Genomic DNA, 14,942 nt, shown 5'->3' with positions numbered 1-14,942 from the left:
GTTATGAAGACTACACCTGCGTTAACCTCGTTTTTTCGCCCCGCTCTGTTAGCCGTTGCGCTGGCGGTCGCCTTGCCTGCCGCACAGGCCGCCGTCCCTAAAGATATGCTGGTTATCGGCAAAGCCGCCGATCCACAAACGCTCGACCCTGCTGTAACAATCGATAACAACGACTGGACGGTGACTTATCCCTCATATCAACGTTTGGTTCAGTACAAAACAGAGGGCGGCAAAGGTTCCACGGAAGTTGAAGGAGATTTGGCCAGCGGCTGGAAAGCGTCTGATGATCAAAAAGAATGGACCTTTACCCTGAAAAGCGATGCTAAATTCGCCGACGGCACGCCAGTGACAGCTGATGCAGTAAAACAATCTTTTGAGCGTCTGCTCAAGATCGGCCAAGGGCCGGCTGAGGCATTTCCGAAAGATCTGAAAGTTGATGCCATCGACAACAACACGGTGAAATTTACCCTTAGCCAACCATTCGCGCCGTTCTTATATACGCTGGCAAATGACGGCGCCTCAATTATCAACCCGGCGATCTTAAAAGAGCATGCCGCGGATGATGCTCGTGGATTCCTGGCACAAAATACGGCCGGGTCCGGTCCCTTCATGTTGAAGAGCTGGCAAAAAGGACAACAACTGGTACTGGTGCCCAACCCACATTATTCCGGTCCCAAACCCACGTTTAAACGCGTATCGGTCAAAATCATCGGAGAAAGCGCTTCCCGTCGTTTGCAACTGTCCCGGGGCGATATTGATATCGCCGATGCACTCCCTGTTGACCAGCTTGCTGCCCTCAAACAGGAAGGTAAAGTCAACGTGGCGGATTACCCGTCGCTGCGCGTGACTTACCTGTACCTGAACAACAGCAAAGCGCCGCTCAACCAGGTGGATTTACGCCGCGCCATCTCATGGGCCACTGATTATAAGGGGATGGTGAACGGGATCCTCAGCGGCAACGGTAAGCAGATGCGTGGTCCGATCCCTGAGGGCATGTGGGGCTTTGATGAAAAAGCAATGCAGTACAGCTTTGATGAAGCGAAAGCAAAAGAAGCATTAGGTAACGTTGCCAACAAACCCGAAACCCTGAGCTTCCTGTATTCCGATAACGATCCTAACTGGGAGCCGATTGCGCTCTCCACTCAGGCCAGCCTCGGCAAGTTAGGCATTAAGGTGAAACTGGAAAAACTGGCGAATGCCACCATGCGCGATCGCGTCGGTAAAGGTGACTATGACATTGCCATCGGTAACTGGAGCCCAGACTTTGCTGACCCGTACATGTTCATGAACTACTGGTTTGAGTCGGATAAGAAAGGCTTACCAGGTAATCGTTCATTCTATGAAAACAGTGAGGTCGATAAGCTGCTGCGCAGTGCGCTGGCCACTACCGACCAGGTCGCCAGAACCAATGATTACCAGCAGGCGCAAACCATTGTCATTGATGAAGCGGCCTACGTCTATTTATTCCAGAAGAACTATCAGCTGGCGATGAATAAAGACGTCAAAGGTTTTGTCTTCAACCCCATGCTGGAACAGGTTTTCAACATCGCCACCATGAGTAAATAAGCCACGTTAATGCGGAGCCGATTTGGCTCCGCAAGGGGAAGCCAATGACGTTCTGGAGCATTTTACGCCAGCGATGCTGGGGACTTATCCTGGTGGTTGCCGGTGTCTGTGTGATCACTTTTATTATTTCGCACCTGATCCCGGGCGACCCCGCACGGCTGCTGGCCGGCGATCGCGCCAGCGATGAAATTGTCGAAAATATTCGCCAACAGCTGGGACTGAATCAGCCGCTGTATATTCAGTTTTTCCGTTACGTCAGCGATATTTTTCAGGGTGATTTAGGCACGTCCATTCGCACCGGCCGTCCGGTGCTGGATGAACTGCGCGTCTTCTTCCCCGCCACGCTTGAACTGGCCTTCTGCTCTCTGCTGCTGGCGCTTATCATCGGTATCCCGCTGGGTATCCTGTCTGCTGTCTGGCGCAACCGCTGGCTCGACCATCTTGTGCGTCTGATGGCGATTACTGGTATTTCGACCCCGGCATTCTGGTTGGGCCTCGGTGTTATCGTGCTGTTTTATGGCCATTTGCAGATTTTACCCGGCGGCGGACGGCTTGATGACTGGCTCGATCCCCCCACGCACGTCACCGGTTTCTATCTGGTTGATGCGTTGCTGGAAGGCAACGCCGAGGTCTTTTTCAATGCGCTGCAGCACCTGATCCTGCCGTCACTGACGCTGGCCTTTGTGCACCTGGGCATTGTCGCCCGACAGATTCGCTCCGCCATGCTGGAACAACTGAGCGAAGATTATATCCGTACCGCGCGTGCCAGTGGTTTACCGGGGTGGTACATCATTTTGTGTTATGCGCTGCCGAATGCGTTGATTCCGTCGATAACCGTGCTGGGTTTGGCCCTGGGCGATCTGCTTTATGGTGCGGTACTGACCGAAACGGTCTTTGCCTGGCCAGGCATGGGCGCCTGGGTTGTGACCTCCATTCAGGCGCTCGATTTCCCGGCAGTAATGGGATTTGCCGTGGTGGTCTCTTTTGCGTATGTACTGGTCAACCTGGTGGTGGATCTCCTTTACCTGTGGATTGACCCGCGAATCGGACGTGGAGGTGCACAGTGATGCTCACACAAGAAACACCCGCACCATCACCAGCGACCCGCCGCCGTTTTGACTGGGCAAAACTATTCTGGATGATGAAGAGCAGTCCGCTGACGCTGATTGGCGGCGTCATTATTGTACTGATGCTACTGTTAATGGTGCTATCTCCGTGGATCACCCCTTACGATCCTAACGCCATCGATCTGACCGCACGCCTGTTACCACCGTCGGCCATCCACTGGTTTGGTACCGATGAAGTGGGTCGTGATCTGTTCAGTCGCGTCCTGGTCGGAAGTCAGCAGTCAATTGTTGCCGGTCTGGTGGTAGTCGGTATCGCTGGCGGGCTGGGCTCGCTGTTGGGATGTCTGTCTGGCGTGATGGGCGGACGTGCCGATGCGATCATCATGCGTATGATGGATGTTATGCTGTCCATTCCTTCGCTGGTACTGACAATGGCACTGGCCGCCGCATTAGGGCCAAGCCTGTTCAACGCCATGCTGGCGATTGCGATTGTACGTATTCCTTTCTATGTACGCCTCGCGCGCGGTCAAACGTTGGTCGTTCGTCAGTTTACTTATGTACAGGCCGCGCGAACCTATGGTGCATCACGCTGGCATCTGATCAGCTGGCATATTTTACGCAATTCACTTCCCCCGCTGATTGTGCAGGCATCACTGGATATTGGCAGTGCGATCCTGATGGCCGCCACGCTCGGATTTATTGGGCTCGGCGCCCAACAACCCAGCGCTGAATGGGGCGCAATGGTGGCGATTGGTAGAAACTACGTACTTGACCAGTGGTGGTATTGCGCATTTCCTGGTGCCGCCATTCTGATTACCGCCGTGGGCTTTAATCTCTTTGGTGATGGTATTCGCGATCTGCTGGATCCGAAAGCCGGAGGAAAACAGTCATGACACAACCTGTCCTGGAGATCGAGAATTTACACCTGAGCTTCCCCGGTTATAAAGCGGATGTGCATGCGCTGAATCATGTGTCGCTGCATATCAACCGGGGTGAAATTGTCGGCGTGGTCGGCGAGTCTGGCTCAGGGAAATCCGTCACGGCCATGCTCGCCATGCGTCTGTTACCCGAAGGAAGCTATCGTATCCATCAGGGGCGCGTTACGCTGTTGGGTGAAGATGTTTTAAATGCCAGCGAAAAAAAGATGCGCCAGTGGCGCGGCCAACGCGTGGCGATGATTTTCCAGGAGCCGATGACGGCGTTGAATCCCACACGACGAATCGGCCAACAAATGGTGGAGGTCATTCGTCACCATCAGGCATTGAGCCGCACGGATGCCCGGCAAAAAGCCATCGCCTTACTGGAAGAAATGCAAATCCCGGATGCCCCGGAAGTGATGTCCCGCTTCCCGTTTGAGCTTTCTGGTGGTATGCGTCAGCGCGTGATGATTGCGCTCGCGTTTTCCTGCGAGCCAGACCTGATCATTGCCGATGAACCCACCACCGCGCTGGATGTCACGGTACAGCTTCAGGTACTGCGATTACTGAAGCTTAAAGCGCGGGCCAGCGGTACCGCCGTGTTGTTTATCAGCCATGATATGGCCGTCGTCTCGCAATTGTGTGACCGGTTATACGTTATGTATGCCGGGAGCGTGATTGAAAGCGGCCCGACGCAAACCGTTATTCAGCACCCCACGCATCCCTACTCTATTGGCCTCCTGAAATGTGCGCCTGAGCACGGTGAACCGCGTGCTTTGCTCCCCGCCATTCCGGGTACCGTACCGAATTTAACCTGTTTACCTGGCGGATGCGCATTCCGCGAGCGCTGCTTTGCCGCGGGGCCTCGCTGTGAAGAAACACCTGATTTATGCAGCCAGGGCGGTGCGGATCAACAATCCGCCTGCTGGTATCCACAACTGGAGACGACACATGTCTGATATTTTACTGGATCTGCAGGATGTTCATATCAACTTCCCCGCGCGAAAAAACTGGCTCGGCAAAGTAACAGAGCGCGTGCATGCACTCAACGGTCTGGATTTACAAATCCGCCAGGGGGAAACGCTGGGGATTGTTGGCGAATCCGGCTGTGGTAAAAGTACGCTGGCACAACTGCTGATGGGGATGCTAAAACCGAGCCAGGGGCACTATTCTTGCGGCGGAGGCAAACAACACAACGGTATGCAGATGGTCTTTCAGGACCCGCTTTCATCCCTGGATCCACGCTTGCCGGTATGGAGAATTATCACTGAGCCGGTATGGATCCAAAAGCGCAGCCCTGAACGCGAACGCCGCGCCCTGGCCGAGGATTTGGCTCGACAGGTAGGGATTCGCCCGGAATACCTCGATCGCCTGCCGCATGCATTTTCTGGCGGGCAGCGCCAGCGTATTGCCATCGCCCGCGCGCTGTCATCGTCACCGGATGTGATCGTCCTTGATGAGCCGACGTCGGCACTGGATATTTCGGTACAGGCGCAAATCCTCAATCTGCTGGTTGCATTGCAGGCACGCCGGAATCTGACGTTTGTGCTGATATCGCATAACGTATCGGTCGTACGGCATATGAGCGACCGTGTGGCGGTGATGTATCTTGGGCAAATTGTCGAGCTGGGCGATGCGCAGCAGGTTCTCTCGCATCCGGCGCATCCTTACACCCGTCTGTTACTGGATTCGGTGCCTAAAACGGGTACGCCACTGGCTGAGGACCTGGTCCTGCGTAAAACCGAACTTCCCGGCAACAGAACGCTACCGCAAGGCTGTTTTTTCCGCGACAGATGCCCGCTGGCAACCCACGGATGCGAAAAAAAACAGACATTACTGAAAAATGAAGCCGGGCGGGAAGTTCGCTGTTGGCGCACCATTGATATCTGCTGACTGCGCATTTTCAGGCGAGATACGCCTTTTTCAGCGCATCCACCAGCATTCCCGACGCGGTTGATAATTTATGGTGTGCCGAACGCAGCACCCCGATCCGCCGCTGGATCACGGGACTGTCAAGCTCTATACAGGTTGCGCCAAGCTCCGTCATTTGTGTTCGACACAGTGCGGGAACTGCGCTGCCGCCTAATCCGTTTGCCACCATACGGCCAACGGTCACCAGTTGATGGCTTTCCAGCGCCACGTCCAGCGTATGTCCGCTTTGCACCAGTTGTTCTTCCAGCATCAGGCGCACGGCAGATGGACGTTGCAGCGTAATAAAATCCAGCGTCAGCAATTCGCGCCACGCAATACGCTCTCGCCCCGCCAGCCTGGACGTTGGCGGGACGATCGCCACAAAACGTTCGACACCGAGCGGCGTGAAGTGCAGTTGCCCTGAATAATCAGGCTCGAAGGCGATCCCCATCTCCACCCGCCCTTCACTCACCATTTCAATGACCTGCTCGTTTATGACATCGTGAACCGTCACGTTAATCCCGGAATAGCAATCCCGAAAGGTTTTCAGTACCTGTGGCAAGACGTTAGCCGCAAACGAAGGCATGGCAGCAATAGAGATTTTTCCGCGTTGCAACGTAAAGCGCTGACGCATCGCTTCTTCAGTATTCTCCCAATCAGCAAGCAGTTGCCGCCCCATATTCAGCAGCGTTTCGCCCTCCTGTGTCAGGGTGACTTTGCGCGTCGTGCGCAGCAGTAAGGCCCCGCCCAGCGAGTCCTCAAGTCCTTTAATCGCCAGGCTTAACGCAGGCTGCGACATATTCAGTCGTTCACTGGCATGAGCAAAATTCAGAGTGTGAGCTACCGCTAAAAACGCGCGTAACTGTTTGATGCTCATTCCCATTTCGCATTCCTTTAACCTATTGAATACCTTTAATTAACATTAAATTGATAAAAAAACCCAATGAGTGAGTCACAAATTTAAAATTAACAAATCATTTTTCACCCCCAATGATGTCGGCAAGGACAACTGGAGGGACAAGTGTATGGCTGGACTGGATAAACGTGTCGCCACGTATCAAGAGGCGCTGGCTGGGCTGACCGACAACATGACGCTGCTGGCTGGCGGTTTTGGCTTATGCGGCATTCCTGAAAACCTGATTGCCGAAGTACGCCGTCGGGAGGTTCAGGGATTGACTGTCGTCTCAAACAACTGCGGCGTGGATGGTTTTGGCCTCGGTGTGCTGCTGGAAACACGCCAGGTACGTAAAGTGGTGGCGTCCTATGTTGGCGAAAATGCGCTGTTTGAAAAGCAGGTACTGAGCGGTGAACTGGAAGCCATTCTGACCCCGCAGGGCACGCTGGCTGAGCAGTTACGTGCCGGTGGCGCAGGGATCCCGGCGTTTTTCACCGCCACGGGATACGGTACACCCGTCGCCGAAGGCAAAGAGGTCCGTGAATTTGACGGACGTCCTTACATCATGGAACAGGCGATTACGGGTGATTTTGCGCTGGTCAAAGGCTGGAAAGCCGACTGGTACGGCAACGTTATCTACCGCCACACTGCCCAGAACTTTAATCCGCTGATGGCTGCCGCCGGACGCATTACCGTCGTGGAAGTTGAAGAAATTGTTCCTCCCGGTGAACTGGACCCCGCGGCGATTCATACCCCCGGAATTTTCGTCAACCGCATCATTCAGGGGCAGTTTGAAAAACGCATTGAACAACGCACCCTGCGCCAGAAAGGAGCCTGACCATGTTAACACGTGAACAAATGGCGATGCGTGTCGCCCGGGAACTGCGCGACGGTTATTACGTCAACCTCGGGATCGGCATTCCAACCTTAGTGGCCAACTATATCCCCGATGGTATGGACGTGATGCTGCAGTCGGAGAACGGTTTGCTCGGCATGGGCCCGTTTCCGACCGAAGACGAACTGGATGCCGACATGATCAACGCCGGAAAACAGACCGTGACGGCACGTAAAGGCGCGGCAATTTTCGATTCAGCACAGTCTTTCGCCATGATCCGTGGCGGCCATGTCGACCTGACGGTGCTTGGCGCATTTGAGGTGGACACCAATGGCAACATTGCGTCGTGGATGATCCCCGGAAAGATGGTGAAAGGCATGGGCGGCGCAATGGACCTGGTGGCCGGGGCTGAAAACATCATTGTGGTCATGACTCATGCGTCCAAAAACGGGGAGTCCAAGCTGCTCCCCGCCTGCACCCTGCCATTAACCGGCGTGGGCTGCATTAAACGCGTGCTTACCGACCTGGCACTACTGGAGATCGCCAACGGCGCATTCATCCTGCGCGAACGTGCGCCGGGCATCAGCGTCGAGGAGATTGTTGCCAGGACCGCGGGAAAACTGATCGTTCCCGACAGTGTGCCCGAAATGCAATTCAACTGAGGATCTGACCATGCAGGATGTTGTTATTGTCGCGGCAACGCGCACACCCATTGGCAGTTTCCACGGGACGCTGGCACCACTCAGTGCCGTGGAACTGGGGGCGGTGGTGATCCGCTCTCTGTTGGAAAAAACCGCCGTCGCACCGGAGCAAATTGACGAGGTGATCCTGGGACAGGTTCTGACGGTGGGCAGCGGTCAGAATCCGGCCAGACAGACAGCATTACGGGCTGGCTTGCCAGTGACAGTCCCTGCGCTAACCATCAATCTGGTATGTGGTTCAGGTCTTAAAGCGGTGCAACAGGCGGTGCAGGCTATCCGCTGTGGTGATGCGGACATCGTCATTGCCGGCGGTCAGGAAAGCATGAGCAATGCGCCCTATTTTCTCGACGGCGCACGCTCGGGCTTGCGTCTGGGTCACGCCAGTCTGAAAGACAGCGTGGTACATGATGGACTGTGGGATGCGTTCAACGACTACCACATGGGCATTACGGCTGAAAACCTGGCAGATAAATTTGTTATCAGCCGCGAACAACAGGATGCCTTTGCGCTGCAGTCTCAGCAGAAAGCCGCAGCGGCAATTGAAGCCGGTCGATTCACTGCAGAAATCACGCCAGTCAGCGTTCCACAAGGGAAAAAACCACCACGTTTGGTTGAGCGTGATGAACAGCCACGCCCGGATACTCAGGCTGAGAAACTGGCACAACTGAAACCGGCTTTTCGCCCTGGTAATGGCACGGTCACCGCAGGAAATGCCTCATCAATCAACGACGGCGCGGCGGCGGTGATGCTGATGAGCGCCGCCAGGGCGGCAACGCTCAACCTGCCGATACTGGCCCGGGTCGCGGGTTACGCTGTTTCCGGTGTCGACCCGTCTATCATGGGTATTGGCCCGGTCGAAGCCTCGCTCCAATGTCTGAAACGCGCCGGGTGGACACTCAATGACGTTGATCTTATCGAAGCTAACGAAGCATTTGCCGCACAGGCGCTGGCGGTGGGTGAAGCCCTGAACTGGGACAGCAACAAAGTTAACGTCAACGGCGGTGCGATTGCGCTGGGTCATCCGATTGGCGCCTCTGGCTGCCGCATTCTGGTGACCCTGTTACATGAAATGGCGCGCAGCAACGCGACCAAAGGACTGGCCACATTGTGCGTGGGGGGCGGTCAGGGGGTCGCGCTGGCGGTAGAGCGTTCAACAGGAGAACAGCATGCAAAATAATCACTTTAGCGTCCTGGGCGCGGGTTTAATGGGCGTCGGCATTGCCACCCATTTTGCCCGTTTTGGCCATGATATCTGGTTATTTGATACCGATAGCGACCGGATTGCTGAAATTAACGCCGTTGCCAGTAGCATTCTCGATGAGCTGATCGCGACTGACCAGTTTCACGCAGAGGAAAAAGCGTCAGTTCTGAGTCGCCTGCACGGTACGACCTCGCTGCAGGATATCGCCACCGCGCAATTACTGATTGAAGCGATCCCGGAACGACTCGAGCTTAAGCACGCACTGTATGCACAACTGGAAGCATTGATCGCCCCAGATGCGGTGATTGCCAGTAATACCAGCGGTCTGCCGCCGGATGCGCTGGCAGAAAAACTCACCCACCCCGAACGGTTGCTGATCGCCCATTTCTGGCACCCACCACACTTTATTCCGCTGGTTGAAATTGTGCCGGGTTCAGCAACGAAACCAGAATATCTCAGCGAGTTGCAACGTCTGTTGCTCTCGATGCAACTGGAAGCGGTGGTGCTCGATCGCGCCGCACCGGGGTTTGTCGGCAACCGCTTGCAATTCGCACTGCTGCGTGAAGCGCTGCATATCGTCAAAAGCGGGATCGCCAGCGCGGAAGTGGTGGACCAGGTGATGCGTGCGTCTCTCGGACGTCGCTATGCGATGGTCGGCCCGCTGGAAGCGGCAGATATGACCGGACTGTCCACCGTGCAGGACATTTGCCGCCATCTGCTCCCGGAGCTGGCCACCGGCAGCGACATGATGTCACTTGTTGCTGACAAGGTTGCCAACGGCGACACCGGCTTGCGTAGTGGTCAGGGTTTTTATCGCTGGGATGATCCGCGCAAGGAATACATCCAGCAACGCAGAGAGCATCAGTTGCGCTTTGCCCTGAAACCGTAATTTCACTTTCTGTACCCCACTATAATAATAAGGAGTCATGATGAGTGTATTAATCGCCCTGGCAGCGCTGGGCCTGCTGATGCTGGCAGCCTATCGCGGATACAGCGTTATCCTGTTTGCCCCCATCGCGGCATTAGGTGCTGTTCTGCTGACTGAACCCAGTGCCGTCGGCCCCGCCTTCACCGGTCTGTTTATGGAAAAAATGGTCGGTTTTGTAAAGCTATACTTTCCGGTGTTCTTGCTGGGAGCGGTGTTTGGCAAGTTAATCGAGTTATCCGGTTTTTCCCGTTCGATCGTTGCTGCTGCCATTAATATTCTCGGGCGACGCCATGCAATCCCGGTCATTGTGCTGGTATGTGCTCTGCTGACCTACGGTGGCGTGTCATTGTTCGTGGTCGCCTTTGCAGTGTATCCGTTCGCGGCTGAACTGTTCCGTCAAAGTAATATCCCCAAACGACTGATCCCGGCAACCGTCGCGCTGGGGGCATTCTCCTTCACGATGGATGCCCTGCCGGGCACGCCGCAGATCCAGAACATTATCCCGACCAGCTTTTTTGGCACCAACGCCTGGGCTGCCCCCTGGCTGGGGCTGATAGGATCGCTGTTTATAATCTTTGTGGGCCTGATTTATCTTGAGCGTCAGCGTCGCAAAGCGCAGGCAAAAAACGAAGGCTATGGCACTGAACTGTTAAACGAGCCGGAAACACCGGATAACATTAACCTGCCAAACCCGATTATTGCGATTTCTCCGCTGATTCTGGTCGGTGTATTTAACCTGCTGTTTACCCGTTGGATCCCGGAGTTTTACGGCGCGACGCATCAACTGGAGCTGCCGGGCCTTGCCAAGCCAATTACCACCGAAGTTGGGAAGATCACCGCTATCTGGGCGGTGGAGGCCGCGCTGATTGCCGGGATTTTGCTGGTAGTCATTTTTGGTTTCCGCAATATTAAAGGTCGCCTGGCGGAAGGCAGCCGAACGGCGGTTGGCGGTGCGATCCTTGCCGCCATGAATACCGCGTCAGAATACGGTTTTGGCGCGGTTATCGCCGCCCTGCCGGGATTCCTGGTATTGTCAAAAGCACTGGCGGCAATTCCCGACCCGTTGCTCAATGAAGCCATCAGCATTACCACTCTGGCCGGGATCACCGGTTCGGCATCCGGCGGGATGAGTATTGCGCTTGCGGCCATGTCCGATACGTTTATTGCTGCCGCACATGCCGCCAATATTCCACTTGAAGTCTTCCACCGCGTCGCATCGATGGCCAGCGGCGGCATGGATACCCTGCCGCATAACGGGGCAGTCATTACGTTGTTAGCCATCACGGGCTTAAGCCACCGTCAGGCGTACGGCGGGATTTTTGCCATCACCGTAATCAAAAGCCTGGCCGTACTGTTTGTTATCGGCGTCTTCTACACCACAGGAATCGTTTAAGGAGAATCATCATGAACTTAACGGGTAAAACCGCTCTGGTTACCGGATCAACCAGCGGTATCGGTTTAGGTATCGCTCAGGTACTGGCACAAGCAGGAGCCACCCTGATTCTCAACGGTTTCGGTGATGTTGAGGCGGCGAAAGATGCCGTGGCGCAGTATGGCAAAACGCCGGGGTATCACGGTGCGGATCTCAGTGATGAAACACAAATTTCCGAGATGATGCGTTACGCTGAAAGTGAGTTTGGCGGCGTGGATATTCTGGTCAACAACGCGGGGATCCAGCACGTTTCGCCGCTGGAAACTTTTCCAGTTGATAAGTGGAATGCGATCATCGCGATAAACCTGTCCTCTGTTTTCCACACCACCCGTCTGGCGCTGCCCGGGATGCGTCAGCGCAACTGGGGACGCATCATTAATATCGCCTCTGTACATGGGCTGGTGGCCTCAAAAGAGAAATCGGCGTATGTCGCAGCCAAGCACGGCGTGGTGGGTTTAACCAAGACCACGGCGCTGGAAACGGCGCAGACTGGCGTGACCTGTAACGCACTGTGTCCTGGCTGGGTGCTGACCCCGCTGGTCCAGCAGCAGATCGACAAGCGTATTGCTGATGGTGCAGAGCCCGCTGCGGCACGCGATGCCTTACTGGCAGAAAAGCAGCCGTCACGCGAGTTTGTCACGCCGGAACAGTTGGGGGAGCTGGCACTATTTCTGTGCTCAGACGGTGCGGCGCAGGTGCGCGGCGTGGCGTGGAATATGGACGGTGGTTGGGTGGCGCAGTAAGTTATGCCTGCCGGATGCAGCATCGCATCCGGCAGGTAGCCATCAGGATTTCAACTGGTAATCCAGCGTGATTTCCGCGTTCAGAACCTGCGATACCGGACAACCGGCTTTCGCCTTCTGAATAATACCGTCAAAGGTTGCGGCATCAATGCCAGGCACGGCGACTTCACTGTGCAGCGCCACTTTGGTGATCGCAAAACCGGCATCCACCTTATCCAGAGAAACATCGGCCGTGGTATCAATGGCATCTGGGGTAAATCCCGCTTCGCCCAGCATAAGCGAAAGCGCCATCGAGAAGCAGGCGGCATGGGCCGCGCCAATCAACTCTTCAGGATTGGTGCCTTTGACGCCTTCAAATCGTGTATTAAACCCATACGGTTGCTGATTCAACACACCACTTTCGGTCGACACGGTCCCTTTACCGTGTTTAATGCCGCCTTCCCAGTGGGCCTGACCTTTCTTATGGATAGTCATTACCGCTCTCCTGTGTTGTCATCGGAGTAACAAGTATAGGACGCCTGGGAAAAAACATGACACATGCGGGATAGTCCTGCATTTAGCGCTTAAGCATTGACCTTTCGGAGAAAATGACCGACCATCCAGAAAGCCGCATTTTTAAACATCGGCTTTCTATCAGGTTGTATTTCGTCCGTTCTTACGCGGGCTCGCCCTTGAAACCAGTAACAGGATTAAGGAGTTAGAATGAAATCGAACCGTCAGGCCCGTCATATTCTTGGACTGGACCACAAAATCTCCAATCAACGTAAAGTCGTGACCGAAGGCGACAAATCCAGCGTGGTCAACAATCCTACCGGAAGAAAACGCCGCGCTGACAGCAAGTAGTTTCCCGCACGACATACTGATTAACGAGATAAACACCATTGCAACCGCAGTGGTGTTTTTGCTTATAAAACCCCTTAACCCATTCACAATGCTTTATACTTCGCCCGTTTCCCTGGCAGACAGGCCACATACGATCATAAAGAGTGCCAGGGACGGTTATTCAAAAAAGAGTGAGTGACATGGAAAACGAAACTAAAAAACTGCGTTCCCTTTACATCCCTTACGCTGGCCCGGTACTGCTTGAGTTTCCCCTTCTGAACAAAGGGAGTGCCTTCAGCATCGAAGAACGCCGTAACTTCAACCTGCTGGGGTTACTGCCGGAAGTTGTCGAGTCTATTGAAGAACAGGCTGAACGTGCCTGGATCCAATATCAGGGATTCAAAACAGAAATCGACAAACATATCTACCTGCGCAACATCCAGGACACCAACGAAACCCTGTTCTACCGACTGGTACATAATCATCTTGATGAGATGATGCCGGTCATCTACACCCCAACGGTGGGGGCGGCCTGTGAGCGTTTTTCCGAGATCTACCGTCGTGCACGCGGCGTGTTTATCTCGTACCAGAACCGTCACAACATGGACGATATTCTGCAAAACGTCCCGAACCACAATATCAAAGTCATCGTTGTCACCGACGGTGAACGCATCCTTGGTCTTGGCGATCAGGGTATCGGCGGCATGGGTATCCCGATCGGTAAGCTGTCTCTGTACACCGCCTGCGGTGGGATTAGTCCGGCGTACACGCTGCCCGTGGTGCTGGACGTGGGGACCAACAACCAGCAATTGCTGAACGATCCGCTGTATATGGGTTGGCGTAACCCGCGCATTACTGATGATGAATACTACGAATTCGTCGATGAGTTCATCCAGGCCGTGAAGCATCGCTGGCCGGACGTACTGCTGCAATTCGAAGACTTCGCGCAGAAAAACGCCATGCCGTTGCTGAATCGCTATCGCGACGAAATTTGCTCATTCAACGATGATATTCAGGGTACTGCGGCGGTCACAGTGGGAACGCTGATTGCAGCCAGCCGCGCGGCCGGCAGCCAGTTGAGCGAACAGAACATTGTTTTCCTTGGGGCCGGTTCTGCAGGTTGCGGGATAGCCGAACAGATCATCGCGCAAATCCAGCGTGAAGGATTGAGCGAAGAAGCCGCGCGTCAACGCGTGTTTATGGTCGATCGCTTTGGCCTGTTAACCGATAAAATGCCAAACTTGCTCTCCTTCCAGACTAAGCTGGTGCAAAAACGCGAGAACCTGCAGCACTGGGATACGCAGGAAGATGTGCTGTCACTGCTTGATGTTGTTCGTAACGTCAAGCCAGACATCCTGATCGGCGTTTCCGGGCAGACGGGCCTGTTTACCGAAGAAATCATCCGTGAGATGCACAAGCATTGTCCGCGTCCGATCGTCATGCCGCTGTCTAACCCGACCTCGCGCGTAGAAGCGACGCCGCAGGATATTATCGCCTGGACCGAAGGTAACGCGCTGGTCGCGACCGGTAGCCCGTTCTCTCCGGTAGTGTGGAAAGATAAGATCTACCCCATTGCCCAGTGTAACAACGCCTATATCTTCCCGGGTATCGGCCTTGGCGTCATTGCCTCAGGTGCTTCACGTATTACCGATGAGATGCTGATGTCAGCAAGTGAAACCCTGGCGCAGTACTCACCGCTGGTACTCAACGGCGAAGGGCTGGTGTTACCGGAGCTGAAAGATATTCAGACCGTTTCCCGCGCCATTGCCTTTGCCGTAGGTAAAATGGCCCAGCAGCAAGGTGTGGCGGTGAAAACGTCTGCCGAAGCGCTGCAACAGGCAATCGACGACAATTTCTGGCAGGCAGAATATCGCGACTACCGTCGTACCTCTATCTGACGAATCACCCGGCGGCGCCTGCCGCC

At 54.8% G+C, this 14,942-nt stretch carries 15 protein-coding genes; 13 read left to right on the top strand and 2 right to left on the bottom strand.

What is annotated here, in order from left to right:
• Positions 1–3 precede the first annotated feature (3 nt).
• Genes OGX95_RS16835 through OGX95_RS16815 form a run of 5 tightly spaced genes read left to right on the top strand, consistent with a single transcriptional unit; the run spans position 4 to position 5,443 of the window.
• Complete coding sequence (locus OGX95_RS16835; protein WP_286630270.1) at positions 4–1,566, top strand: ABC transporter substrate-binding protein; 1,563 nt, start codon at positions 4–6, stop codon at positions 1,564–1,566.
• Between the two features lie 44 nt (positions 1,567–1,610).
• Positions 1,611–2,633, top strand: a complete 1,023-nt coding sequence (locus tag OGX95_RS16830; RefSeq protein ID WP_137383060.1) for an ABC transporter permease — start codon at positions 1,611–1,613, stop codon at positions 2,631–2,633.
• Complete coding sequence (gene ddpC / locus OGX95_RS16825) at positions 2,630–3,526, top strand: D,D-dipeptide ABC transporter permease (RefSeq protein WP_286630269.1); 897 nt, start codon at positions 2,630–2,632, stop codon at positions 3,524–3,526. Before OGX95_RS16830 ends, ddpC begins: the two co-directional genes overlap by 4 nt.
• Positions 3,523–4,509 carry an ABC transporter ATP-binding protein gene (locus OGX95_RS16820; RefSeq protein WP_286630268.1) on the top strand — a complete coding sequence of 329 codons (987 nt, stop codon included), beginning with the start codon at positions 3,523–3,525 and terminating at the stop codon, positions 4,507–4,509. Before ddpC ends, OGX95_RS16820 begins: the two co-directional genes overlap by 4 nt.
• A complete protein-coding gene (locus OGX95_RS16815) occupies positions 4,502–5,443 on the top strand; it encodes an ABC transporter ATP-binding protein (RefSeq protein ID WP_286630267.1) in 942 nt (313 codons plus the stop codon). Before OGX95_RS16820 ends, OGX95_RS16815 begins: the two co-directional genes overlap by 8 nt.
• Before the next feature lie 10 nt (positions 5,444–5,453).
• On the opposite strand, the gene OGX95_RS16810 is transcribed toward OGX95_RS16815, so the two are convergent.
• The gene (locus OGX95_RS16810; RefSeq protein WP_286630266.1) at positions 5,454–6,344 is read right to left on the bottom strand and encodes a LysR family transcriptional regulator; all 891 of its coding nucleotides are present in this window, start codon (positions 6,342–6,344) and stop codon (positions 5,454–5,456) included.
• 142 nt (positions 6,345–6,486) lie between these two features.
• Between OGX95_RS16810 and OGX95_RS16805 the strand changes: the two genes are divergently transcribed.
• The 6 genes from OGX95_RS16805 to OGX95_RS16780 are packed head-to-tail and all read left to right on the top strand — an operon-like array spanning position 6,487 to position 12,196.
• A complete protein-coding gene (locus tag OGX95_RS16805) occupies positions 6,487–7,194 on the top strand; it encodes a CoA transferase subunit A (protein WP_048211658.1) in 708 nt (235 codons plus the stop codon).
• A 2-nt stretch (positions 7,195–7,196) separates the two neighbouring features.
• Positions 7,197–7,853 carry a CoA transferase subunit B gene (locus OGX95_RS16800; protein WP_286630265.1) on the top strand — a complete coding sequence of 219 codons (657 nt, stop codon included), beginning with the start codon at positions 7,197–7,199 and terminating at the stop codon, positions 7,851–7,853.
• A gap of 10 nt (positions 7,854–7,863) precedes the next feature.
• Positions 7,864–9,069 carry an acetyl-CoA C-acetyltransferase gene (locus OGX95_RS16795; RefSeq protein WP_286630264.1) on the top strand — a complete coding sequence of 402 codons (1,206 nt, stop codon included), beginning with the start codon at positions 7,864–7,866 and terminating at the stop codon, positions 9,067–9,069.
• Positions 9,059–9,982 (top strand): 3-hydroxyacyl-CoA dehydrogenase family protein, encoded by a 924-nt coding sequence (locus tag OGX95_RS16790; RefSeq protein WP_286630263.1) that lies wholly within the window; start codon positions 9,059–9,061, stop codon positions 9,980–9,982. Before OGX95_RS16795 ends, OGX95_RS16790 begins: the two co-directional genes overlap by 11 nt.
• 37 nt (positions 9,983–10,019) lie before the next feature.
• Positions 10,020–11,414 carry a GntP family permease gene (locus OGX95_RS16785; protein WP_286630262.1) on the top strand — a complete coding sequence of 465 codons (1,395 nt, stop codon included), beginning with the start codon at positions 10,020–10,022 and terminating at the stop codon, positions 11,412–11,414.
• An 11-nt stretch (positions 11,415–11,425) separates the two neighbouring features.
• On the top strand, positions 11,426–12,196 hold the full coding sequence (locus OGX95_RS16780; protein ID WP_286630261.1) for a 3-hydroxybutyrate dehydrogenase: 771 nt from the start codon (positions 11,426–11,428) through the stop codon (positions 12,194–12,196).
• 42 nt (positions 12,197–12,238) lie between these two features.
• Here the strand turns inward: OGX95_RS16780 and OGX95_RS16775 are convergent, their stop codons facing one another.
• Positions 12,239–12,670: an OsmC family protein gene (locus OGX95_RS16775; protein ID WP_286630260.1), complete on the bottom strand. Its 432-nt coding sequence runs from the start codon at positions 12,668–12,670 to the stop codon at positions 12,239–12,241.
• A gap of 228 nt (positions 12,671–12,898) precedes the next feature.
• Here OGX95_RS16775 and sra point away from each other — a divergent pair, with 228 nt between their 5' ends.
• Both sra and maeA read left to right on the top strand, forming a co-directional pair.
• Positions 12,899–13,039: a stationary-phase-induced ribosome-associated protein gene (sra, locus tag OGX95_RS16770; protein WP_005126806.1), complete on the top strand. Its 141-nt coding sequence runs from the start codon at positions 12,899–12,901 to the stop codon at positions 13,037–13,039.
• A gap of 179 nt (positions 13,040–13,218) precedes the next feature.
• The gene (gene maeA, locus OGX95_RS16765; RefSeq protein ID WP_286630259.1) at positions 13,219–14,916 is read left to right on the top strand and encodes a malate dehydrogenase; all 1,698 of its coding nucleotides are present in this window, start codon (positions 13,219–13,221) and stop codon (positions 14,914–14,916) included.
• The last annotated feature ends 26 nt before the right edge of the window (positions 14,917–14,942 follow it).

Origin of the sequence: Citrobacter sp. Cu233 (assembly GCF_030332225.1) — a bacterium.
GTDB lineage: Bacteria > Pseudomonadota > Gammaproteobacteria > Enterobacterales > Enterobacteriaceae > Citrobacter.
The sequence above is the reverse complement of the archived record's forward strand: the minus strand, read 5'-3'. Positions and strand labels throughout refer to the sequence as shown.